Origin of the sequence: Kocuria rosea, assembly GCF_023715525.1 — a bacterium.
Lineage (GTDB): Bacteria > Actinomycetota > Actinomycetes > Actinomycetales > Micrococcaceae > Kocuria > Kocuria rosea_A.
The window spans coordinates 86,657-109,672 of sequence record NZ_JAMBOG010000004.1 but is presented as its reverse complement, the minus strand read 5'-3'; the positions used below and the strand labels follow the sequence as shown (position 1 = coordinate 109,672).

The following is a 23,016-nucleotide window of genomic DNA, read 5'->3' as shown; positions in this document are numbered from 1 at the left end:
CGCCCACGGGCCGGGCCGGATGTCCGGGGCCGGTACTAGAGTGGAACGCGTGTCCGAACCGATCCCCACGTCCACCATGGTCCTGAACCCCTCGCCCGAGCCGGCCGAGCGCCTCGACGCGCCCGTGACCTCCGTCGGCAGCCGCGGGATCCACAAGTCCGACCTCACCGAGATCGTCGTCCAGGGCGCCCGCGAGCACAACCTGGACAACGTGTCCCTGACCGTCCCGCGGGACGCCATGGTCGTGTTCACGGGCCTGTCCGGGTCCGGGAAGTCCTCCCTGGCGTTCGACACCATCTTCGCCGAGGGCCAGCGCCGCTACGTCGAGTCCCTGTCCTCCTACGCCCGGATGTTTCTGGGCCGGGTGGACAAGCCGGACGTCGACTTCATCGAGGGCCTGTCCCCGGCGGTGTCGATCGACCAGAAGTCGACCTCCCGCAACCCGCGCTCCACCGTGGGGACCATCACGGAGATCTACGACTACATGCGCCTGCTCTGGGCGCGCATCGGCCACCCGCACTGCCCGGAGTGCGGCGAGCCCATCGCGAAGCAGACCCCCCAGCAGATCGTCGACCAGCTCCTCGAGATGCCGGAGAAGACCCGCTTCCAGGTGCTCGCCCCCGTGGTGCGCGAGCGCAAGGGCGAGTTCGCCGACCTGTTCCAGGAGCTGTCCACGAAGGGCTTCTCCCGCGCCACCGTGGACGGCGAGACCGTCCAGCTCTCGGACCCGCCCAAGCTGAAGAAGCAGTTCAAGCACACCATCGAGGTGGTCGTGGACCGGCTGGTGGTCAAGGAGGGCATCCGCCAGCGCCTGACCGACTCCATCGAGACGGCGCTGGGCCTCGCCGACGGCCGCGTCGTCGTCGAGCTGGTGCCCCGCTCCGACGAGGAGATCGCCCACCCGCTGGAGCTGCGCCGGCCGTTCTCCGAGAACCTCGCGTGCCCCAACGAGCACCCGCTGCAGGCCGACGAGATCGAGCCCCGCTCCTTCTCCTTCAACGCGCCCTTCGGCGCGTGCCCGGAGTGCGACGGCCTCGGCTCCCGGCTCGAGGTGGACGAGGAGCTCGTGGTCCCCAACCCGGACCTGAGCCTCGTCGAGGGCGCCATCGCCCCCTGGTCGCTGGGCAAGGCCACCAGCGAGTACTGGAACCGCCTGCTGGCCGGGCTCGGCCAGGAGCTCGGCTTCGACCTCGTCACCCCGTGGAAGAAGCTGCCCGCCAAGGCGCGCCGGGCCATCCTCGACGGGAAGGACTACCAGGTCACCGTCGCCTACCGGAACCGGTTCGGCCGCGAGCGCCGCTACACCCAGGGCTTCGAGGGCGTCATCGGCTACATCAAGCGCAAGCACGCCGAGACGGAGTCGGACAACGCCAAGGACCGCTACGAGCAGTACATGCGCCAGGTCCCGTGCCCGGCCTGCGACGGCGCGCGCCTGAACCCGACGATGCTCGCCGTGACCGTGGGCGGGAAGAACATCGCCGAGACCACCCGCATGCCCATGCGCGAGGCCCAGCGCTTCTTCGAGGAGCTGGCCCTGAGCCCGCGCGAGGCCAAGATCGGCGAGCAGGTGCTCAAGGAGATCCAGGCGCGGCTGACCTTCCTCGTGGACGTCGGCCTGGACTACCTCAACCTCGAGCGCGCCGCCGCGACCCTCTCCGGCGGCGAGGCCCAGCGCATCCGCCTGGCCACCCAGATCGGCGCCGGCCTCGTGGGCGTGCTCTACGTCCTGGACGAGCCGTCCATCGGGCTGCACCAGCGGGACAACCGCCGGCTGATCGAGACCCTCACCAAGCTGCGGGACATGGGCAACACCCTCATCGTCGTCGAGCACGACGAGGACACGATCCGCGAGGCCGACTGGATCGTCGACGTCGGCCCCGGCGCCGGCGAGCACGGCGGGCGGATCGTGCACTCGGGCACCTACGAGGAGCTGCTCGCCAACGAGCGCTCCGTCACCGCGGACTACCTCTCCGGGCGCAAGGCGATCCGGGTGCCCGCCCGGCGCCGGCCCGTCGACCGCAAGCGCATGCTCAAGGTCGTCGGCGCGCGGGAGAACAACCTGCGCGGCATCGACGTCTCGTTCCCGCTGGGCGTGCTCACCGCGGTGACCGGCGTGTCGGGCTCGGGCAAGTCCACCCTGGTCAACGACATCCTCTACACGTCCCTGGCCAACAAGCTCAACGGCGCCAAGCAGGTGCCGGGCCGGCACAAGCGCATCGACGGCGTGGACCAGCTGGACAAGGTCGTGCACGTGGACCAGAGCCCCATCGGCCGGACCCCGCGCTCCAACCCCGCGACCTACACGGGCGTGTTCGACCACATCCGCAAGCTCTTCGCCGAGACCCCCGAGGCGAAGGTGCGCGGCTACCAGCCGGGCCGGTTCTCCTTCAACGTCAAGGGCGGGCGCTGCGAGGCGTGCTCCGGCGACGGCACCATCAAGATCGAGATGAACTTCCTGCCGGACGTCTACGTCCCGTGCGAGGTCTGCAAGGGGGACCGGTACAACCGGGAGACCCTCGAGGTGCACTACAAGGGCAGGACCATCGCGGAGGTCCTCGACATGCCCATCGAGGAGGCCGCCGAGTTCTTCAAGGCCTTCGGGCCCATCGCCCGGCACCTGAACACCCTCGTGGACGTCGGCCTGGGCTACGTCCGCCTCGGCCAGCCCGCCACGACCCTCTCCGGCGGGGAGGCCCAGCGCGTGAAGCTGGCCGCGGAGCTGCAGAAGCGCTCCAACGGCCGGTCCATCTACGTGCTGGACGAGCCCACCACCGGCCTGCACTTCGAGGACATCCGCAAGCTGCTCCTCGTCCTGCAGGGGCTCGTGGACAAGGGCAACACCGTGATGACCATCGAGCACAACCTCGACGTCATCAAGTCCGCCGACTGGATCGTGGACCTCGGCCCCGACGGCGGCTCCGGCGGCGGCCAGGTCGTCGCCGAGGGCACGCCCGAGGAGGTCGCCCGGCACCCGGAGAGCCACACCGGCCGGTTCCTCGCCGAGATCCTCGGCGAGGTGCCCGTGGGGGCGGCCCGATGAGCGCTCCCGTGGTCCTGTGGGACCTCGACGGCACGGTCCTCGACCCGGCCGGGGCCATCACCGGCGGGATCGCCCGGGCGCTGGCCGAGCGCGGCCACCCCGTGCCCGAGGACCTGCGCCGGTTCGTCGGCCCGCCCGTGGGCGTGTCCCTGCGCGCGTTCACCGACGTCCCGGAGGAGGAGATCCCGCACGTGGTCGCCGCCTACCGGGCCCGCTACCGCACCGAGGGCCTGGCGCAGACCCGGATCTACCCCGGCGTGGAGGAGCTGCTGGCGAGCCTGCACGCCGCCGGCGTGCGGATGGCCGTGGCCACCCAGAAGCCCGAGCCGGTCGCCGAGCTCGCCGTCGAGCGCTTCGGGCTGGGCCGGTGGTTCGGGACCGTCTCCGGCGCCGCCGACGACCTCGCGGCACCCCACGCCCGCACCGATCTCGCCCACGACAAGCCCGCGATCATCGGCGAGGCCCTGCGCCGGCTGGGGGTGCACACGCCCGATCCGGCCCGCACCGTGATGGTCGGCGACCGCCGCTACGACGCCGAGGGCGCCGCCGCCCACGGGCTGGACTGCCTGGGAGTGGCCTGGGGCTTCGCGGCCGAGGACGAGCTCGGGCACGGCTTCGCGGCCGTGGCCGGGGACGCCGCCGAGCTGGCCGGGCTGCTCGCGCCGTACACCTCCCTGGCCCCCACGGGCCGCTGAGGGGGAGTCGGACCGTGGCCGATCCGGCGAGCTACCGCCCCGCACGCCAGGACATCCCCACCGACCCGGGGGTCTACCGCTTCCGGGACGAGTACGGGCGCGTGATCTACGTGGGCAAGGCCAAGAACCTGCGCAACCGGCTGAGCTCCTACTTCGCGCCCCTGCACGCCCTGAGCCCCAAGACGCGGGCCATGGTCACCACCGCCGCCGGCGTCGAGTGGACCGTGGTGGGCAGCGAGCTGGAGTCCCTGCAGCTCGAGTACACGTGGATCAAGGAGTTCAAGCCCCGGTTCAACATCGCCTACCGGGACGACAAGTCCTACCCCTACCTCGCCGTGACGATGTCGGAGCAGGTCCCGCGCGCCCAGGTGGTGCGCGGGGAGAAGAAGAAGGGCAACCGCTACTTCGGCCCCTACTCGCAGGCCTGGGCGATCCGCGAGACCCTCGACGCCCTGCTGCGCGTCTTCCCGGTGCGGACCTGCTCCCGGGGCGTCTACCGCCGCGCCGAGCAGTCCGGTCGCCCGTGCCTGCTGGGCTACATCGACAAGTGCTCGGCGCCGTGCGTGGGACGGATCTCCGAGGAGGACCACTACGCCCTCGCCGAGGACCTGTGCCGCTTCATGGCCGGGCACGCCACCCCGTTCATCAAGGAGCTGCAGCGGCAGATGCAGGAGGCCGCGGCGGCCATGGACTTCGAGACGGCCGCCGCCCGCCGGGACGACATCGCCGCCCTGGAGAAGGCGTTCGAGCGCAACGCCGTCGTGCTCTCCGACAGCACGGACGCGGACTTCTTCGCCCTCGCGGAGGACGAGCTGGAGGCGGCCGTGCAGGTCTTCCACGTCCGCGCCGGACGCATCCGCGGCCAGCGCGGGTGGGTGACGGAGAAGGTCGAGGAGGCCGACGGCGGGCGGCTGCTGGAGCAGCTGCTCGAGCAGGTCTACGGGGACACGGCCGCGGAGGCCGCCGAGAGCGTCGGCGCCGCCGCGCCCCCGGAGCCGCGCGGCTCCAAGCACCGCCCGGCCGCGGAGCTCGCCTACCGGGAGGACGCGATCCCGCGCACCGTGCTGGTCTCGGAGCCCGCGGACAACGCCGACCGGCTCGAGGAGTGGCTCTCCGGGTTGCGCGGGTCGCGCGTGACGATCGCCGTGCCGCAGCGCGGGGAGAAGGCCCACCTCATGGACACGGTCCGGGAGAACGCCCGGCAGGCGCTGAAGCTGCACAAGTCCCGGCGCGCCGGGGACATTACCACCCGCTCGGCGTCGCTGCAGGAGCTGCAGGAGGCCCTGGACATCCCCGTGCCGCTGATGCGCATCGAGTGCTACGACATCTCCCACGTGCAGGGCACCAACGTCGTCGCGTCCATGGTCGTCTTCGAGGACGGGCTGCCCAAGAAGGCCGACTACCGGAAGTTCTCGATCACCGGGGAGGCCGCCCGGGACGACACCGCCTCGATGTACGACGTCATCTCCCGCCGCTTCCGGCGCCACCTGGAGGAGAAGGCCGAGCGGGAGGCCGCCGGGCCGCGCACCGGCCAGGTGGACGCCCGGGGGGAGGCTCCGGAGCGGGCGAGGTTCGCGTACCCGCCGAGCCTCGTGGTCGTCGACGGCGGCCCGCCCCAGGTGGCCGCTGCCGCCCGGGCCCTCGCCGACCTCGGCATCGACGACGTCCACGTCGTCGGCCTGGCCAAGCGCCTGGAGGAGGTGTGGGTGCCCGACGACGAGTTCCCGGTGATCCTCCCGCGCGCCAGCCAGGGCCTGTACCTGCTGCAGCGCATCCGCGACGAGGCCCACCGCTTCGCGATCACCTTCCACCGCAAGAAGCGGTCCTCCGCGATGACCGTCTCGGTGCTCGACAGCCTCCCGGGCGTGGGCCCGGCCAAGCAGAAGGCGCTGCTCAAGCACTTCGGGTCGGTGAAGAAGCTCAAGGCCGCGCGCGTGGAGGAGATCGAGCAGGTGCCCGGCTTCGGGCGCACGCTCGCGGAGAAGGTCGCCGCGGCGCTGCAGGCGGGGGACGAGGACGTCGCCCCGGCGGTCAACATGACCACCGGCGAGGTGCTCGCCTGAGCCGGGGGCGCACGGCCGCGGCCCCGGCGGGACCCCGGGCCCGTAGCAGGAGGACACGATCGCCGACTTGGTTAGGCTGGGGCGGGACCACCGCGAGGACCGGGCGGGGCGCGAGGCTGCGGCCCCACCGGCAGCACGAGCACGGGAGAGCACGACGGGAGACGGAGAGGCCATGAGCGAACACACCGCCGGGACGGACATCGGGACGGCGCACGGCCGGCCGGCCGACGGCCCGGACGAGGACCGGGACCACAGCCCCGACAAGGACCCGGACAAGGGCCCGGACGACCGCCCGGGCACCGCGACGCCGCAACCGCGCAAACCCGCGAGCTCGGAGCTGCTCGTCGTCACGGGGATGTCCGGGGCCGGGCGCAGCACCGCCGCGCACGCGCTCGAGGACCTCGGCTGGTACGTCGTGGACAACCTGCCGCCGCAGATGCTGCACACCCTCGCCGACCTGGTGGCCCGCACCCCCCAGGCGCTGCCCAAGCTCGCCGTCGTCATCGACGTGCGCGGCAAGGCCCTGTTCAACGACATGAAGGAGACGCTCGCCGCCCTGGAGGCCTCCGGCGTCGACTTCTCCGTGCTCTTCCTCGACGCCGCCGACGAGGTCCTCGTCTCCCGCTACGAGCACCAGCGCCGGCCCCACCCCCTCCAGGCCGGCGGCCGGATCCTCGACGGGATCCGCGCCGAGCGCTCCCTGCTGCGCGATCTGCGGGAGTCCGCGGACGTGGTGCTCGACACCTCCGCGTTCAACGTGCACGCGCTGTCGAAGGCGGTGGCCGACCTGTTCGCCGCGGACGGGCCCGTGGTGCTGCGCCTGAGCGTGCTCAGCTTCGGGTTCAAGTACGGCGTCCCGGCGGACGCCAACTACGTGGCCGACGTCCGGTTCATCCCCAACCCGCACTGGGTCCCGTCGCTGCGCCCGCACACCGGCAAGGACCCCGAGGTCCGCGACTACGTCTTCCGCGACGAGGGCCCGCGCCAGTTCGTGGACCGCTTCGTGGCCATGCTGGAGCCGGTCCTGGCGGGGTACCGTACGGAGAACAAGCACTACGCCACCATCGCCATCGGCTGCACCGGCGGGAAGCACCGCTCCGTGGCCGTCAGCGAGGAGGTGGTTCGCAGGCTCGCCAAGCTGCCGCTCGTGACCGTGAACATCCAGCACCGGGACATGGGCCGGGAGTGACCGGCGCGCCCCCACCCGCATTGGACCTTCGATGACCCTTCCCCCCAGCGGCGCCTTCCCCCGGCCGCCCCTCGCCGCCCGCGCCGACGCCGACGCCCACCACGCCGCCGACCCCTCCGTGGTCGCCCTCGGCGGGGGGCACGGCCTGTCCGCCAACCTCGCCGCCCTGCGCCGGATCACCCCCGCCCTCACGGCGGTCGTCACGGTCGCCGACGACGGCGGCTCCTCCGGCCGGCTGCGCGACGAGCTCGGCGTCCTGCCGCCGGGGGACCTGCGGATGGCGCTCGCGGCCCTGTGCGACGACTCCGAGTGGGGCCGGACCTGGCGCGACGTCATGCAGCACCGGTTCCGCTCCCCGGAGCGCGGGGCCACCGGCCTCGACCACCACGCCCTGGGCAACCTGCTCATCGTCGGGCTGTGGGAGCTGCTGGGCGACCCCGTCGCCGGCCTCGACTGGGCCGGCGCCCTGCTCGGGGCCCGCGGCCGGGTCCTGCCGATGTCGACGCAGCCCCTGGTCATCGAGGGCGACGTCCCCGCCCTCCCGCCCCCTGCCGCGCACCCGCCCACTGGGCATCCGACCGCCGGGCACCCGCCGGCGGAGGCGCCCCTGCGCACCATCACGGGCCAGGCCCACCTGGCCAAGCAGGCCGACGTGCGCAACGTCCGGCTGGTGCCCGCGGACGCCCCGGCCTGCCCGGAGGCGGTCCAGGCCGTCGGGGCCGCCGACTGGGTGGTCCTGGGACCCGGCTCCTGGCACACCTCCGTGCTGCCGCACCTGCTGCTCCCGGGGCTGGGCCGGGCGATCTGCGAGTCCGCGGCCCGCCGCTGCGTCACCCTGAACCTGTCGCCGGACACCGAGACGCAGGGCAAGACCGCCGCCGACCACCTGCGGGTGCTGGGCGCGTACTGCTCCGGCCTGACCCTCGACGTCGTGCTCGCCGACCCCTCCGCGACGGAGGACCGCGGCGACCTCGAGGAGGTCGCCGCCGGGCTGGGCGCCGAGGTCTTCTACGCCGACGTCCGCGCGAGCCCCGGCACCGCGGTGCACAACTCGCTGAAGCTGGCGGCCGCCTACCAGGAGATCTTCGAGCGCCACCGCTGAGCCCCCGCGGCCCGGCGCGCTCACCCCGCCCGGCCCGTCCCACCCCCGAAGTCCCCAGGAAAGGAACCGCGTGGCCCTGACGTCATCGGTCAAGGAAGAACTGTCCCGCCTCGAGGTCAAGAGGTCCTCGGAGCGGCGCGCCGAGCTGTCCGCCCTGCTGCGGTTCGCCGGCGGGCTGCACATCGTCTCCGGGCGCATCGTGATCGAGGCGGAGGTGGACCAGGCCGCCACGGCGCGGCGCATCCGCCGCGCCGTGGCCGAGGTCTTCGGCCACGACAGCGAGCTGGTCGTCGTCTCCGGCGGCGGGCTGCGCCGCGGCAGCTCGTACGTCGTGCGCGTCGTCGAGCACGGCGAGGCCCTCGCCCGCCAGACGGGGCTGCTCGACTCCCGCGGGCGTCCCGTGCGCGGGCTGCCGCCGGCCGTCGTCAACGGGGCCGTGGCCGACGCCGAGGCCGTGCTGCGCGGGGCCTTCCTCGCCCACGGCTCCCTCACCGAGCCCGGCCGCTCCGCCGCGATGGAGTTCACCTGCCCGGGCCCCGAGGCGGCGCTGGCGCTCGTCGGCGCCGCCCGCCGGCTGGGCGTGCTGGCCAAGGCGCGCGAGGTGCGCGGCGTGGACCGCGTCGTGGTGCGCGACGGGGACGCCATCGCCGCCCTGCTCACCCGGATGGGCGCCCACCAGACGCTGCTGCAGTGGGAGGACCGGCGGATGCGCAAGGAGGTCCGCGCCACCGCCAACCGGCTGGCGAACTTCGACGACGCCAACCTCCGCCGCTCCGCCCAGGCGGCGGTCGCCGCCGGGGCGCGCGTCGAGCGCGCCCTCGACATCCTCGGCGACGACGTGCCCGAGCACCTGCGCCAGGCGGGGGAGCTGCGGCTGTCGAACAAGCAGGCCAGCCTCGACGAGCTCGGCCGTCTGGCGGATCCGCCGCTGACGAAGGACGCCATCGCGGGGCGCATCCGCCGTCTGCTCGCCATGGCCGACCGCCGGGCGGAGGAGCTGCGGATCCCCGGCACCGACGCGACCGTGGCCGCCGAGGCCCTGTCCTCCTGACGGCCGGGGCGGGACGGGCGCGCCCGTCCCGCCCCGGGGTCCGGTCGCGGACCCACGTCCGTGTGCGTGGGTTCGTGCCCCGGGAGCCGCCCTCGATGTGGTTTTGTGTGGGTTTAGTGGCAAATTCCGGTTAAATCTTTCATGACCCCAAGACAACCCATCGAATACCACGTAGAATGTGTGGTGGCTTACTGACACGACCCCAACACACACAGGAGAACGCAGTGACCATTCGAGTGGGCATCAACGGTTTCGGGCGCATCGGCCGCAACTTCCTCCGCGCCGTGCGCGAGCACGGTCAGAACATCGAGGTCGTGGCGGTCAACGACCTCACCAGCCCCGCCACCCTCGTGCACCTTCTGAAGTACGACTCGATCATGGGCCGGTTCCCGGGCGAGGTGACCCTCGACGGCGACGTCATGACCCTGGACGGCCACGAGGTCAAGTTCCTCGCGGAGCCGGACCCGGCCAAGCTGCCCTGGGGCGAGCTCGGCGTGGACGTCGTCGTCGAGTCGACCGGCCGCTTCACCAACGGCACCAAGGCCAAGGCGCACCTCGACGGCGGCGCCAAGAAGGTCGTCCTCTCCGCCCCCGGCAAGGAGATCGACGGCACCTTCGTGCCGGGCGTCAACCTCGACAGCTACGACTCGGCCTCCATGGACATCGTCTCGGCGGCGTCCTGCACCACCAACTGCCTGGCCCCGATGGCGAAGGTCCTCAACGACGCGTTCGGCATCGAGCGCGGCCTGATGACCACCATCCACGCGTACACCGCCGACCAGAACCTCCAGGACGGCCCGCACGGCGACCTCCGCCGGGCCCGCGCCGCCGCCCTGAACATGGTCCCCACCACCACCGGTGCCGCCGCGGCCGTGGGGCTGGTGCTCCCCGAGCTGAAGGGCAAGCTGGACGGCTTCGCCGTGCGCGTGCCGGTCCCGACCGGCTCCGTGGTGGACCTGACCTTCGAGGCGTCGAAGGAGGTCACCGTCGAGGCCGTCAACGCCTGCATGAAGGAGGCCGCCGAGGGCCCGATGAAGGGGATCATCAAGTACACCGAGGACCCCATCGTCTCCTCCGACATCCAGGGCGACGACATCTCCACCATCTTCGACGCCCCGCTGACCAAGGTCATCGACAACCAGGTCAAGGTCATCGCGTGGTACGACAACGAGTGGGGCTACACCGTCCGCCTCGTCAACGTCGTCTCCCACGTCGCCGGCCAGCTCTGATCCGGGGCCGAGCGCGGGCCCCGGGGTAGGGTGAGAGGCATGGCACATGCACTTGACGAACTTCTCGCCGACGGCGTGGCCGGGCGCCGCGTCCTCGTCCGCTCCGACCTGAACGTCCCGCTGGACGGCTCCACGGTCACCGACGACGGGCGCGTGCGCGCGTCCCTGCCGGTGCTCAAGAAGCTGACCGACGCCGGGGCCCGCGTGATCGTGATGGCGCACCTCGGCCGGCCCAAGGGCCAGCCGGACCCGCAGTACTCGATCGCCCCCGCCGCGCAGCGGCTCGCCGAGCTGGCGGACTTCCCGGTGCGGGTCGCGACCGACGTCGTCGGGGAGGACGCCCGGGCCAAGGCCGCGGCCCTGGCCGACGGCGAGGTCCTGGTGATCGAGAACGTCCGCTTCGACGCCCGCGAGACCTCGAAGGACGACGCCGAGCGCGGCGCCTTCGCGGACGAGCTGGCCGCCCTGACCGGCGAGGACGGGGCGTACGTGGACGACGCCTTCGGGGCGGTGCACCGCAAGCACGCCTCCGTGTTCGACATCGCCCACCGCCTCCCGGCCTACCTCGGGGACCTCGTCAAGCGCGAACTGGACGTCCTCACCAAGGTGGTCTCCGACCCCGAGCGGCCCTTCGTGGTCGTGATGGGCGGGTCCAAGGTCTCGGACAAGCTCGCGGTGATCGAGAACCTCATCGGCAAGGCCGACTCGCTGCTCGTCGGAGGCGGGATGGTCTTCACCTTCCTCGCGGCCCAGGGCCACGCGGTCGGCGGGTCCCTGCTGGAGAAGGACCAGATCGAGACCGTCAAGGGCTACCTCGGGAAGGCCTCCGCGGCCGGCACCGAGATCGTCCTGCCCGTGGACGTCGTCTACGCGGAGAAGTTCGCCGCCGACGCGAAGCACGAGGTCCGCCCGGTCGACGCCATCGAGTCCGGCGAGATCGGGGACTCGGGTCTCGGCCTGGACATCGGCCCGGAGTCGGCGAAGCTGTTCGCCGAGAAGATCAGGGGCGCCAAGACCGTGTTCTGGAACGGGCCCGCGGGCGTGTTCGAGATGGAGGCCTTCGCCGGCGGCACGCGCGCGGTGGCCGAGGCCATCGTCGCCTCGGACGCCATGAGCGTGATCGGCGGCGGCGACTCCGCCTCGGCCGTGCGCAACCTGGGCTTCTCCGACGACCAGTTCGGCCACATCTCCACCGGTGGCGGAGCGTCGCTGGAGTTCATCGAGGGCAAGGAGCTGCCCGGCGTCGTCGCCCTCGGCGTCTGACCCGCACGCCCCACCACCACGGCAAGGGCACCCCGGAGCCGAGCGCCCCGGGGTGCCCTTGCCGCCGGACCGCACCACACCCGCAGAGCACCACGAGCGGCGTCCCCGCCGCGGACAGGAGCGTCAGATGACCTCGCAGACCAACGGACAGTTCGACCGCACGCCGCTGATCGCCGGCAATTGGAAGATGAACATGGACCACGTCCAGGCCATCACGCTGCTGCAGAAGCTGGCGTGGACCCTGGACGACGCCAAGCACGACTACGCGCGCGCCGAGGTGGCCGTCTTCCCGCCGTTCACCGACCTGCGCTCCGTGCAGAGCCTCGTGGACGGCGACGGGCTGCGCGTCGTCTACGGCGCGCAGGACCTCTCCGACAAGGACTCCGGCGCCTACACGGGCGACGTCTCCGGGCAGTTCCTCACCAAGCTCGGCTGCACCTACGTGCTCGTGGGCCACTCCGAGCGGCGCACCGTGCACGGCGAGTCCGACGAGCTGTGCAACGCCAAGATCGCCGCCGCGCACCGCCACGGCCTGGTGCCCGTGCTGTGCGTGGGCGAGGGCCTCGAGGTCCGCCAGGCGGGGGAGCACGTCGCGTTCACCCTCGAGCAGCTGCGCGGGTCCATCCAGGGCCTCGACGCGGAGCGGGTCGCCGAGCTCGTCGTCGCCTACGAACCCGTCTGGGCCATCGGCACCGGCGAGGTCGCCGGTCCGCAGGACGCCCAGGAGATGGCCGGCGCCATCCGCGCCGAGCTCGCCGAGCTCTACGACGGGGCGACCGCGGCGAGGACCCGCATCCTCTACGGCGGGTCCGTGAAGTCCTCCAACGTCGGCTCCATCCTCCAGGGCAAGGACGTGGACGGCGCCCTCGTGGGCGGCGCGAGCCTCGACGCCGAGGAGTTTGCTAGCATTGCCAGGTTCGAGCAGCACCTCGTGACCGACTGATCACGACCCTTGACCGTCCGCGCCCCGACCGGGCGCGGCTGCTCGGCACCGACTCCAGGGAAGGCCCCCAGTGGAAATTCTGCAGACCGTGCTCCTGGTGATCATCGTGGTCACCAGCCTCCTGGCCGTCCTGCTCGTGCTCCTGAACAAGGGCAAGGGCGGCGGCCTGTCCGACATGTTCGGCGGCGGCATGACGCAGTCCCTCAACACCTCGGGGGTGGCGCAGAAGAACCTCATCCGGCTGACCACCACGGTCGCCCTCGTGTGGGCGCTGTCCATCGCGGCCTACGCCCTGACGATGCGCTTCGCCACCGCGGCGGCCTGACCGGCCCACCCCGGCGCCCACCGGCCCCGGGTCCCCGGGGGAATCGCCCGGGGAACCGGGGCCGGTCGCGTCACAGGCGGTCTCCATGGTGCGGGCGCACCGCGGGCGGGTGCATCCTGGGGCCACGGCCGCGCCCCGTGGCGGGCGGGACCGGCCCTTCCCGTCCTTCCCGTCGCTGTCGAGGGGGCCCGAATGGATGTGCCACAGATCGGTCCGGCGGACGTGCAGGAGCTCCGGGGGCGGGTCGCCGGCCCGGTGCTCACCCCGCACGACGACGGCTACGACCGGGAGACCGCCGCCTACAACCTCGCGACGCCCATCCGCCCCGACGTGGTCGTGGGCGCGACCGGCGCCGAGGACGTGGCCGCCGCCGTGGCGTGGGCCGCCGCCCACCACGTGCCCGTCGGCGTGCAGGCCACCGGCCACGGGGCGGACTACCCCATGGAGGGCGGCCTGCTCATCAGCACGACCCGGCTCCAGGACTGCGAGGTGGACCCGCAGGCCCGCACCGCGCGCGTCGGCGCCGGCGTCCGGTGGCGCAGCGTGGTGGAGGCCGCCGTGCCCCACGGCCTGATGGGCCTGAGCGGCTCGACGACCGACGTGGGAGTGGTCGGCTACACCCTGGGCGGCGGGCTGCCCGTGCTCGGCCGGACCTACGGCTTCGCCGCCGACCACGTGCGCTCCCTCGACGTCGTCACCCTCGACGGACGGCAGCGCACCGTGGACGCCGAGCACGAGCCGGAGCTGTTCGGGCTGCTGCGCGGGGGCAAGGGCAACCTGGGCGTCGTCACGGCGATGGTCTTCGGGCTGGTCCCGCTGGAGGGCTTCCACGGCGGCGGCATCTTCTACCCGGGCGAGGACGCGCGGGAGGTGCTCGGCACGTGGGCCCGGTGGAGCCGCGGGCTGCCGGAGACGGTGTCCACCTCGATCGCGCTGCTGCGCCTGCCGGACCTGGACATCGTCCCGGAGCCGCTGCGCGACCGGTTCGTGGTCCACCTGCGCTACGCCTGCACGGCCGGCGGGGAGGAGTGCGAGCAGGTCCTGGCGCCCCTGCGGGCCGTCTCCCGCCCCGTCATGGACACCATCGGGACGATGAGCGGCCGGGACATCGACGCCATCCACATGGACCCCCCGGTCCCGCTGCCCTTCCGCGACAGCGGCCGGCTGCTGGACGACCTGGACGACGCCGCGATCGACGCCCTGCTGGGGGAGGCCGGGCCGGGCACGGACTGCCCCCTCGCGCTCGTGGAGATCCGTCGTCTCGGCGGGGCGCTGGCCCGGACCCCCGGCGGGGCGGCGGACCTCGTCGCCGGCCGGGACGGCGAGTACCTGCTCAACTGCGTCGGGCTCGCCGTGCCGCCGTTCGGGGAGCGGGTGCCGGGGGCGATCGAGGCCCTGCTCGGCGCCCTGCGCGAGCACTCCTCGGGCCGCACGCTCGTGAACTTCCAGGGCGGTGCCGGGGAGGGCCGGGACTCCACCCAGGCCTGGACCGCGGAGGGCCGTGCCCGGCTCGTGGCGGCGAAGGCGGCCCTCGACCCGGAGGGGCTCCTGCGGTTCCAGCACACGGTGCACGCCTGAGCGGCTCCGGGCACCGCGCCGCTCACGCCGCGGTGCCCGGACCCGCCGGCCGGCTCAGGAGGCGCCCAGGGCGTCCTCGGTGGCCAGCAGCAGCGTCTCCTCGGTCCCGCGCACGCCCGCACCGGGCGTGCCGTCCAGCGGGGCGGCCGAGCGCACCGCGGCGACGGCGTCCGCCTTGTCCGCGCCCGCCACGAGAAACCACACCCGCTCCGCGCCGTTGATCATCGGCAGCGTCATGGTCACCCGCTCCGGCGGCGGCTTGGGAGAGTCCCGCACGCCCAGCACCGTGGCCTCCTGTACGTGCACGTGCGGCCGGCCGGGGAAGAGGGACGCGACGTGGCCGTCGGGACCCAGTCCCAGCAGGGCGAGGTCGAAGCGGGGGAAGCCCGCGGTGCGCCCCTGCGCCCGGGCGGCCGCGCCGAGCTCGCGCACGTAGTCCTGCGCGGCCTCGTCCACGCTCGCGAAGTCGTCGGCGCTGCCCATGTAGTGCACCCGGTCGGGGTGCAGCGACAGGGCGCCGCCCACGGCCTGCTCGGCCTGCCGGCAGTTGCGCTCGGGGCTGTCCTCGGCCACGAAGCGCTCGTCGGACCACCACACGTTCACGCGCGACCAGTCGACCTCGTCCCGGCGGGGGGAGGCCGCGAGGGCGGCCAGGACCGCGATGCCCATGGTGCCGCCGGTCAGCACGACCGTGGCCTCCCCGCGCTCGTCCTGCGCCTCCACCAGCACGGTCAGGGCCCGGTCGGCGCTGTCGGCGGCCAGCGCCTGCTTGTCGGGGTGGGCGACCGTCTCCAGGGGGCTCACGCGTCGACCTCCCCGGCGGACGCGACACTGGGCTCCGGGGACGCGTCCTGCCGCCCCCCGCCGTGGGAGGCGAGGAACGCCGCGGCGCCGGGGGTCAGCTCCCCGGCGGTGTCGACGATGCGGGCCACCCGGACCTCGCGCAGGCCCGAGGTGAGGACCTCGCCGTAGACCTCGTCGGGGTCGAGCCGGCGCAGCTCCTCGGCCACGCAGGCGTTGAGGTCCCGCACGGGCATGGCGATCTGCTGGTCCGGCTGGCCGGGCTGGCGCAGCATGGCCACGGCCCGCCCGGGCCGCTCCAGCACGATCTCGCCGTCGTCGCGCACCAGCGTGACGCGGGTCAGGCGGCGGGGCCCCGGGAAGTTGAGGAACGAGACCTGCGCGCCGAGCCGGGTGGCGAGCCACGTGCCCAGCAGGATCACGCTGGGGGAGCGCCCGCTGCCCTCGACCACGACCTCCCGCACGGGGGAGGGCTCGGCCTGGTCCAGGACCGCGGCGAGCTGGATGCGCCAGTTCGTCACGCGGGTCCAGGCGAGGTCGGTGTCGCCGGGGACGTAGCGGGCGCTGAGGTCCGACAGAATCTCGAACGCGTCCTCGTGGCGGGCGGAATCCGTGATCCGGCGGTGGGCGATGCCCGCGATCGACTCGGTGGTCGGGGTGGCGCCGGGCACGAGGTGGGGCCACCAGGCGACGATCGGCGCGTCCGGCAGCAGCAGCGCCGAGAAGAGGGTCTCCGACGGCTCCGAGAGCTCCCCGTAGCCGTGCAGCACGATGACCTCCGACGCCCCGGCGTCTCCGCCCATGCGCAGCTGCGCGTCGAGGCGGGTGCTCTCGGCGGGGGAGTGCGCCACGTGCATGATGATCCGGCACGGGTGCTCGTGGCTCGCGAAGTTCGCGGCCTCGAGCGCGGCCTCCGAGTGGCCCGCCTGCGCGAGGATCACCAGGGTGAGCACCCGGCCCAGCGTCACGACGCCGTGCTGGTCGCGCAGCTGGTTGAGCTTCTTGTCGATGGCCGAGGTGGTGGTGTTCTCCATCGAAACGATCACGGTCGCCTCCAGACGCGTCCGTCGCGGGCCAGCAGCTCGTCCGCCCCGGCGGGTCCCCAGGACCCGGGGGCGTACGGCTCCGGCATGATCTCCTGCGCGGCCCAGCACTCCTCGAAGGGATCGAGGATCCGCCAGGACAGCTCGACCTCCTCGTGGTTGGGGAACAGGGGTGGTTCGCCGAGCAGCACGTCGAGGATCAGCCGCTCGTAGGCCTCGGGGCTGGACTCCGTGAAGGAGTGGCCGTAGCCGAAGTCCATGGTGACGTCGCGGATCTCGGACTGCGTGCCCGGGACCTTGGAGCCGAGCCGGATGGTCACGCCCTCGTCCGGCTGGATGCGGATGACGATCACGTTCTGCCCCAGGTCCTCGTGCCCGTTGTCCCCGAAGAGCAGGTTGGGCGAGCGCTTGAACTGCACGGCGACCTCGGTCACGCGCCGGCCCAGGCGCTTGCCCGCCCGCAGGTAGAAGGGCACGCCGGCCCAGCGGCGGTTGTTGATGTCCACGCGCAGCGCGGCGTAGGTCTCGGTGCGGGAGTCCGCCGGGATGTCCTGCTCCTGGTGGAACGCCTTGACGTGCTGGCCGCCCTGCAGCCCGCCGTCGTACTGGCCCAGGGCCGAGTACGCGGCCCGGTCCCCGGGGACCACGACGGCCGCGAGCACCTTCGCCTTCTCGGCGCGCATGTGGTGGGCGTCGAAGGACAGGGGCTCCTCCATCGCGGTCAGCGCGAGCAGCTGCAGCAGGTGGTTCTGGATGACGTCGCGGGCGGCGCCCACGCCGTCGTAGTAGCCCGCGCGGGAGCCGATGCCGATGTCCTCGGCCATGGTGATCTGCACGTGGTCCACGTAGCGGGCGTTCCACAGGGGCTCGAACATCTGGTTGGCGAAGCGCAGGGCCAGGATGTTCTGGACCGTCTCCTTGCCGAGGTAGTGGTCGATGCGGAACACCGAGTCCGCGGGGAAGACCCGCTCCACGATGGCGTTGAGCTCCGCGGCCGACTCGAGGTCGTGGCCGAAGGGCTTCTCGATCACCACGCGGCGCCACCCGGAGGCCTTCTCGTGGTGGGCGAGGCCGTGGTCGGCGAGCTTGTGGCAGACCGTCTCGAACGCCTTGGGCGGGATGGAGAGGTAGAACGCGTGGTTGCCGCGCGTGCCGTAGTGGACGTCGAGCTCCTTGAGGGTCGACTTCAGCGCCTCGTAGGCCTGGTCGTCGTCGAACTCACCGCGCACGAAGCGGATGCCGGAGGCGAACTGGCGCCACACGTCCTCCTGGAAGGGCGTGCGCGCGTAGCTCTCCACGGACTCGCGGACCACGTCGCGGAACTGGTCGTGGGACCAGTCGCGGCGCCCGAAGCCGACGAGCGCGAACGACGGCGGCAGCAGGCCGCGGTTGGCGAGGTCGTACATCGCGGGCAGCAGCTTCTTCTTCGCGAGGTCGCCCGTCACGCCGAACAGCACGAGCGCCGACGGCGCGGCGACCCGGACGAGCCGCCTGTCCCTCTGGTCCCGCAACGGATTGCGGGCGGTCTTGTCTGGCAACGGGTCTCCTTCACGTCTCGGCCGGTCCGCGCGCCGCGCGGGCCGGCCTTGAGGTCCTTCACGCCGAAACGGTCGGCGCGGGAGGTCCCGCGCCGACCGTGGCGTTCCCCCAGTCTAGGACAGGGCTCCGGGGGCGCCGGTCCGGCTACCCGGCGAGGGCGTCCACCGCGCGCAGCAGCTGCTCGACGCCGGCGGCCCGGTCGGTCAGCCGCAGGCGCAGCACGGGGCGGCCGTGGTCGGCGAGCACCTGCGCGTCGCCGTCGGCCTGCGCGGAGATCAGCTCCCCGAAGCTGAACGGGCTGTCGGGGATCTCCAGGTCGGACCCGGAGGCCGCGGTCACCTGCAAGTAGACCCCCTCGGCCGGCCCGCCCTTGTGGTACTGGCCGGTGGAGTGCAGGAAGCGGGGCCCCCACCCGAAGGTGACCGGTCGGCCCGTCGCGCGGGCGAGCACGGGACGGACCTGCTCGAACCCGGCCCACGCGAGCCGGTCGAAGTATGCCTGGACGGCCAGGTAGCCCTGCTCGGGCAGCCGACCGAGCAGGTTGCGCAGGGCCTCCTCGACGGTGCGCGCGCCCCCGAGCAGCTCCGCGTCGCCGCGGATCTCGACGGCGCCGTCCACGGCGTCCGGGGCCGAGGGCTCCGGCTTGTCCGCGAGCAGCGCCCGGGTGGCGTTCTTCGCGGACTCCACGTCCGGCTGGTCGTACGGGTTGATCCCGAGCAGCCGCCCCGCGACCGCCGTGGCGAACTCCCAGAGCATCAGCTGCGAGCCCAGGGACCCGGAGACCCGCACGGCGTCGCCCGTGGGCGCCTCCTCGGCGTCCTCGGCCACCAGCTCGGCCAGCAGCACGTCGGCGGCCCCGGAGGAGGCCTCCGGGGCGTCGTCCGGGCCGGTGCCGACGACGACGGGCAGCAGGCCGGTGCCCTCCTTGCCCGTGGACTCGGCGATGAGCTGCTCCGCCCAGTCGGCGAAGCCCGCGATGCCCGAGCCCAGGTCCCGCAGCACGATCTTGTTGCGCAGCGGCTCCGTCCCGCCCAGGGCGGCGCCCAGGTGCAGGCCCGGGTTGTCCTCGGCGTCCTCGCGCAGCACCTCGGCCGCCTCGTCCGCGTCGTCGAGCAGGGCCTCGACGTCCACGCCCGCCAGCCCCGCGGGGACCAGCCCGAACGCGGTGAGCGCGGAGAAGCGCCCGCCCACGGTCGGGTCGGCCGTGAACACCCTGCGGTACCCGGCCTCGCGCGAGGAGGACTCCATGGGGGAGCCGGGGTCGGTGACCACGACGATCCGGGAGGCCGCGTCGATGCCGGCGTCCGTGAACGCCCGCGCGAAGACCCGCCGCGCCGAGTCGGTCTCCACCGTGGACCCGGACTTCGAGGAGACCACGATCGCGGTCCGCTCCAGCCCGTCCGACAGCGCGGCGGCGACCATCTCGGGATCGGTCGAGTCCAGCACGAACAGCTCCACGCCGGCCGTGCGGGTGATCACCTCGGGGGCCAGCGAGGACCCGCCCATGCCGGCGAGCACGAAGCGGTCCACGCCCTCGGCCGCGAACTCCTCCCGCAGGGCGGTGATCTCCGGCAGCAGGGGCCGGGAGACCTCCGCGGCCCGCACCCAGCCGAGCCGCTTGGCGGACTCGTCCTCGGCGGCCGGGCCCCACAGCGTGGGGTCCTGCGCGAACAGCTTCGAGGCGAAGCCGTCGGCCACGAGCGCGGGCACGTGCCGGTCGACGGCCTCGCGGGCCGCGCCGGAGGTCTGGACGGACAAGGAACTCATGGGCTCTCCTTCGGGTGGGGCGTGCTGCGGGACGGACGCGGGGACCCGGCGCTCAGCGGGCGTTGTCGAGGGCGGCGCGGACGGTCTCCAGCAGCTCCGCCCAGGAGTCCTCGAACTTGGTCAGGCCCTCGGCCTCGAGCTTGGTGACGACCTCGTCGTAGGAGATCCCCACCCCGGCGAGCTGGTCGAGGACCGCGTTGGAGGCCTCGTAGGTGCCGGTGATGGTGTCCCCGGTGACCTCGCCGTGGTCGAAGGTCGCCTCCAGGGTCTTCTCCGGCATGGTGTTGACCGTGTTCGGGGCCACCAGCCCGGTGACGTAGAGGGTGTCGGGCAGGGCGGGGTCCTTCACCCCGGTGGAGGCCCACAGCGGGCGCTGGGCGTGGGCCCCGGCCGCGGCCAGCCGCGCCCAGCGCTCGGTGTCCAGGGACTGCTCGTAGACCTGGTAGGCCAGCCGGGCGTTGGCCAGCCCGGCCTTGCCCTTGAGCTCCTTCGCCTCCTCGGTGCCGATCGCGTCGAGGCGCTTGTCGATCTCGGCGTCCACCCGGGAGACGAAGAACGAGGCCACGGAGTGGATCCCGGCCAGGTCCTTGCCGTTGTCCAGGGCCTGCTCCAGGCCCAGCAGGTAGGCGTTGATGACCGCGCGGTAGCGCTCCAGGGAGAAGATCAGCGTCACGTTCACCGAGATGCCCTCGGCGATCGTGGCGGTGATCGAGGGCAGCCCGGCCTCGGTGGCCGGGATCTTGATCAGCGCGTTGTCCCGGCCGATGGCCCGGGACAGGCGCTGGGCCATGGCCGCGGTGGCCTCGGCGTCCTGCGCCAGGCGCGGGTCCACCTCGATGGACACCCGCCCGTCCACCCCCTGGGTGGCCTCGGCGATCGGGGCGAACAGGTCGCAGGCCTCGCGCACGTCGTCGGTGGTGATCGCCAGCACGGCCTCGTCCACGCTCGTGCCGGCCGCGGCCAGTTCCTTGACCTGCGCCTCGTAGGCGTCGTGCTTGGCCAGGGCGGCGGCGAAGATCGTCGGGTTGGTGGTCACGCCCACGACGTCCTTCTCGTCGACCAGGGCCTGGAGGTTGCCGCTGGTGAGGCGTTCGCGGGAGAGGTCGTCGAGCCAGATCGAGACGCCGGCGTCGGAGAGCTTCTTGGTGGGGGTGGTCATGGGTCTCTCAGTTCTGCTGGTTCTGTGGGATCGGGAGGACGGGGCGGCGTTCAGCGGACGGCCGCGCGCTCGGCGGCGGCGGCGATGGAGTCCTGGGCGGCGGCGGCCACGGCCTCGGCGGTGATGCCGAACTCGCGGTAGAGCGTCTGGTAGTCGGCGGACTCCCCGAAGTGCTCCAGGGACACGGCCCGCCCGGCGTCGCCGAGCAGGTCGCGCCAGGACATGGCGATCCCGGCCTCCACCGCCACCCGCGCCCGGATCCCGGCCGGGAGCACGGACTCGCGGTAGCCGGCGTCCTGGGCGTCGAACCACTCCCGGCACGGCATGGACACCACCCGGGCGCGCACGCCCTGCTTGGCCAGCTGGGCGCGGGCCTCCACGGCCAGGGCGACCTCGGAGCCGGTGCCGATGAGGACCACGTCGGGCTCCCCGCCCTCGGCGTCGACCAGCACGTAGCCCCCGCGGGCGGTGCCCTCGGCGGAGGCGAACAGCTCGCCCTCCGCGTCCGGGTGGAGGTCCTCGCGGGCGAAGGTCGGCACGTTCTGGCGGGTCAGGGCGATCCCGGCCGGGCCGTGCCGGTTCTCCAGGATCGTGCGCCAGGCCACGGCGACCTCGTTGGCGTCGGCCGGGCGGACCACGTCCAGGCCGGGGATCGCGCGCAGGGAGGACAGCTGCTCCACCGGCTGGTGGGTGGGGCCGTCCTCGCCGAGGCCGATCGAGTCGTGGGTCCACACGTAGATGGAGGGGACCTTCATCAGCGCGCCCAGGCGCACGGCGGGGCGCTGGTAGTCGGAGAAGATCAGGAACGTGCCGGAGAACGCCCGGGTCTGGGAGGACATCACGATGCCGTTGACGATCGCCGCCGCGGCGTGCTCGCGGATGCCGAAGTGCAGCACCCGCCCGTAGGGGTGGCCGGTCCACTTGGCCGTGGAGCGCTCCGCCGGGATGAAGGAGGGGGCGGACTCGATGGTCGTGTTGTTGGACCCGGCCAGGTCGGCGGAGCCGCCCCACAGCTCGGGGAAGGTGTCGGCGATCGCGTTGATCACCTTCCCCGACGCCGAGCGGGTGGCCACGTCCTTGCCGGCTTCGAACACCGGGAACGCGTCGCGGTAGTCCTCGGGCAGCTCCTCGTTGCGGATCCGGTCGTAGAGGCGCGCCCGCTCGGGGTTGTCCGCCCGCCACTGCTGGAACCGCCGCTCCCACTCCTCGCGCACCGGCTTCATCCGGTCGGCGATGCCCCGGGTGTGGGCGAACACCTCGTCCTCGACCTGGAAGGACTTCTCCGGGTCGAAGCCCAGCACGGCCTTGGTCGCGGCGACCTCCTCGGCCCCGAGCTTGGAGCCGTGGATCCCGCCGGTGTTCTGCTTGTTCGGCGCCGGCCAGCCGATGATCGTGCGCAGGGCGATCAGCGAGGGCTTGGAGGTCTGCGCCTTCGCCGCGCGGATGGCCGCGTAGAGCTCCTCGACGTCCTCGACGTAGTCGCCGGACTTCGTCCAGTCCACCCGGGCCACGTCCCAGCCGTAGGCCTCGTAGCGGGCCAGGACGTCCTCGGTGAACGCCACGTCGGTGTCGTCCTCGATGGAGATGTGGTTCTGGTCGTAGATCACCACGAGGTTGCCCAGCTCCTGGACCCCGGCCAGCGAGGACGCCTCGGAGGTCACGCCCTCCTGCAGGTCCCCGTCGGAGGCGAGGACGTAGACCGTGTGGTCGAAGACGGACTCCCCGGCAGGAGCCTCGGGGTCGAACAGGCCGCGGGTGTAGCGCTGGGCGTAGGCGAAGCCCACCGCCGAGGCCAGGCCCTGGCCCAACGGGCCGGTGGTGATCTCCACGCCGGTGGTGTGGCGGTACTCGGGGTGGCCCGGGGTCTTGGAGCCCCAGGTGCGCAGGGACTCGATGTCCTCGAGCTCCATGCCGTAGCCGGAGAGGAACAGCTGCAGGTACAGCGTCAGGGAGGTGTGCCCGGGGGAGAGGATGAACCGGTCCCGGCCGGTCCACCGGTCGTCGGCCGGGTCGTGGCGCATGACCTTCTGGAAGAGCAGGTACGCGGCCGGGGCCAGCGACATGGCCGTGCCGGGGTGGCCGTTGCCCACCTTCTCCACGGCGTCCGCGGCCAGCACCCGCACCGTGTCCACGGCGCGCTGGTCCAGCTCGGTCCAGGTCAGCTTCTGATCAAGATCGGTCACGAAAATCGGGGCCCTTTCTGCTGGGATCCGCTGCCGTGCGCAGCGG

The 23,016-nt window shown here is 73.0% G+C and carries 17 protein-coding genes; 11 read left to right on the top strand and 6 right to left on the bottom strand.

All coding sequences use genetic code 11. The features are described 5' to 3' along the window. Positions 1-40 precede the first annotated feature (40 nt). From uvrA to M3185_RS04070, 11 genes are all read left to right on the top strand, one after another. The gene (gene uvrA, locus M3185_RS04120; RefSeq protein ID WP_251332406.1) at positions 41-3,040 is read left to right on the top strand and encodes an excinuclease ABC subunit UvrA; all 3,000 of its coding nucleotides are present in this window, start codon (positions 41-43) and stop codon (positions 3,038-3,040) included. Continuing rightward, the gene (locus M3185_RS04115) at positions 3,037-3,735 is read left to right on the top strand and encodes an HAD hydrolase-like protein (protein ID WP_251332405.1); all 699 of its coding nucleotides are present in this window, start codon (positions 3,037-3,039) and stop codon (positions 3,733-3,735) included. The genes uvrA and M3185_RS04115 overlap by 4 nt, the downstream gene beginning before the upstream one ends. Before the next feature lie 14 nt (positions 3,736-3,749). After that, on the top strand, positions 3,750-5,798 hold the full coding sequence (gene uvrC, locus M3185_RS04110; RefSeq protein WP_251332404.1) for an excinuclease ABC subunit UvrC: 2,049 nt from the start codon (positions 3,750-3,752) through the stop codon (positions 5,796-5,798). A gap of 172 nt (positions 5,799-5,970) precedes the next feature. After that, positions 5,971-6,987 (top strand): RNase adapter RapZ, encoded by a 1,017-nt coding sequence (rapZ, locus tag M3185_RS04105; RefSeq protein WP_285859433.1) that lies wholly within the window; start codon positions 5,971-5,973, stop codon positions 6,985-6,987. A 31-nt stretch (positions 6,988-7,018) separates the two neighbouring features. Beyond that, positions 7,019-8,089: a gluconeogenesis factor YvcK family protein gene (locus tag M3185_RS04100; protein WP_251332403.1), complete on the top strand. Its 1,071-nt coding sequence runs from the start codon at positions 7,019-7,021 to the stop codon at positions 8,087-8,089. A 70-nt stretch (positions 8,090-8,159) separates the two neighbouring features. Continuing rightward, on the top strand, positions 8,160-9,140 hold the full coding sequence (gene whiA, locus M3185_RS04095) for a DNA-binding protein WhiA (protein WP_251332402.1): 981 nt from the start codon (positions 8,160-8,162) through the stop codon (positions 9,138-9,140). A 224-nt stretch (positions 9,141-9,364) separates the two neighbouring features. Next, a complete protein-coding gene (gene gap / locus M3185_RS04090; RefSeq protein WP_251332401.1) occupies positions 9,365-10,369 on the top strand; it encodes a type I glyceraldehyde-3-phosphate dehydrogenase in 1,005 nt (334 codons plus the stop codon). 39 nt (positions 10,370-10,408) lie between these two features. Further along, positions 10,409-11,632, top strand: coding sequence for a phosphoglycerate kinase (locus M3185_RS04085; RefSeq protein WP_251332400.1), 1,224 nt, complete (start codon positions 10,409-10,411; stop codon positions 11,630-11,632). Positions 11,633-11,759: 127 nt separating this feature from the next. Beyond that, entirely contained in the window at positions 11,760-12,575 is an 816-nt protein-coding gene (tpiA, locus tag M3185_RS04080; RefSeq protein WP_251332399.1) for a triose-phosphate isomerase, read from the top strand. Positions 12,576-12,645: 70 nt separating this feature from the next. Continuing rightward, positions 12,646-12,900, top strand: a complete 255-nt coding sequence (secG, locus tag M3185_RS04075) for a preprotein translocase subunit SecG (RefSeq protein WP_251332398.1) — start codon at positions 12,646-12,648, stop codon at positions 12,898-12,900. 192 nt (positions 12,901-13,092) lie between these two features. After that, a complete protein-coding gene (locus M3185_RS04070; RefSeq protein ID WP_251332397.1) occupies positions 13,093-14,478 on the top strand; it encodes an FAD-binding oxidoreductase in 1,386 nt (461 codons plus the stop codon). A gap of 54 nt (positions 14,479-14,532) precedes the next feature. On the opposite strand, the gene pgl is transcribed toward M3185_RS04070, so the two are convergent. The 6 genes from pgl to tkt all read right to left on the bottom strand — a co-directional run bounded on the left by pgl (position 14,533) and on the right by tkt (position 22,970). Further along, complete coding sequence (gene pgl / locus M3185_RS04065; RefSeq protein WP_251332396.1) at positions 14,533-15,282, bottom strand: 6-phosphogluconolactonase; 750 nt, start codon at positions 15,280-15,282, stop codon at positions 14,533-14,535. Beyond that, positions 15,279-16,325 carry a glucose-6-phosphate dehydrogenase assembly protein OpcA gene (locus M3185_RS04060; RefSeq protein ID WP_251332395.1) on the bottom strand — a complete coding sequence of 349 codons (1,047 nt, stop codon included), beginning with the start codon at positions 16,323-16,325 and terminating at the stop codon, positions 15,279-15,281. Before M3185_RS04060 ends, pgl begins: the two co-directional genes overlap by 4 nt. Then, entirely contained in the window at positions 16,322-17,833 is a 1,512-nt protein-coding gene (gene zwf, locus M3185_RS04055; RefSeq protein ID WP_251332500.1) for a glucose-6-phosphate dehydrogenase, read from the bottom strand. Before zwf ends, M3185_RS04060 begins: the two co-directional genes overlap by 4 nt. A 172-nt stretch (positions 17,834-18,005) precedes the next feature. Next, the gene (locus tag M3185_RS04050; protein WP_251332394.1) at positions 18,006-19,628 is read right to left on the bottom strand and encodes a glucose-6-phosphate isomerase; all 1,623 of its coding nucleotides are present in this window, start codon (positions 19,626-19,628) and stop codon (positions 18,006-18,008) included. Between the two features lie 52 nt (positions 19,629-19,680). Then, positions 19,681-20,787 carry a transaldolase gene (gene tal, locus M3185_RS04045; RefSeq protein ID WP_251332393.1) on the bottom strand — a complete coding sequence of 369 codons (1,107 nt, stop codon included), beginning with the start codon at positions 20,785-20,787 and terminating at the stop codon, positions 19,681-19,683. A gap of 50 nt (positions 20,788-20,837) precedes the next feature. After that, positions 20,838-22,970, bottom strand: coding sequence for a transketolase (gene tkt / locus M3185_RS04040; RefSeq protein ID WP_251332392.1), 2,133 nt, complete (start codon positions 22,968-22,970; stop codon positions 20,838-20,840). Positions 22,971-23,016 lie beyond the last annotated feature (46 nt).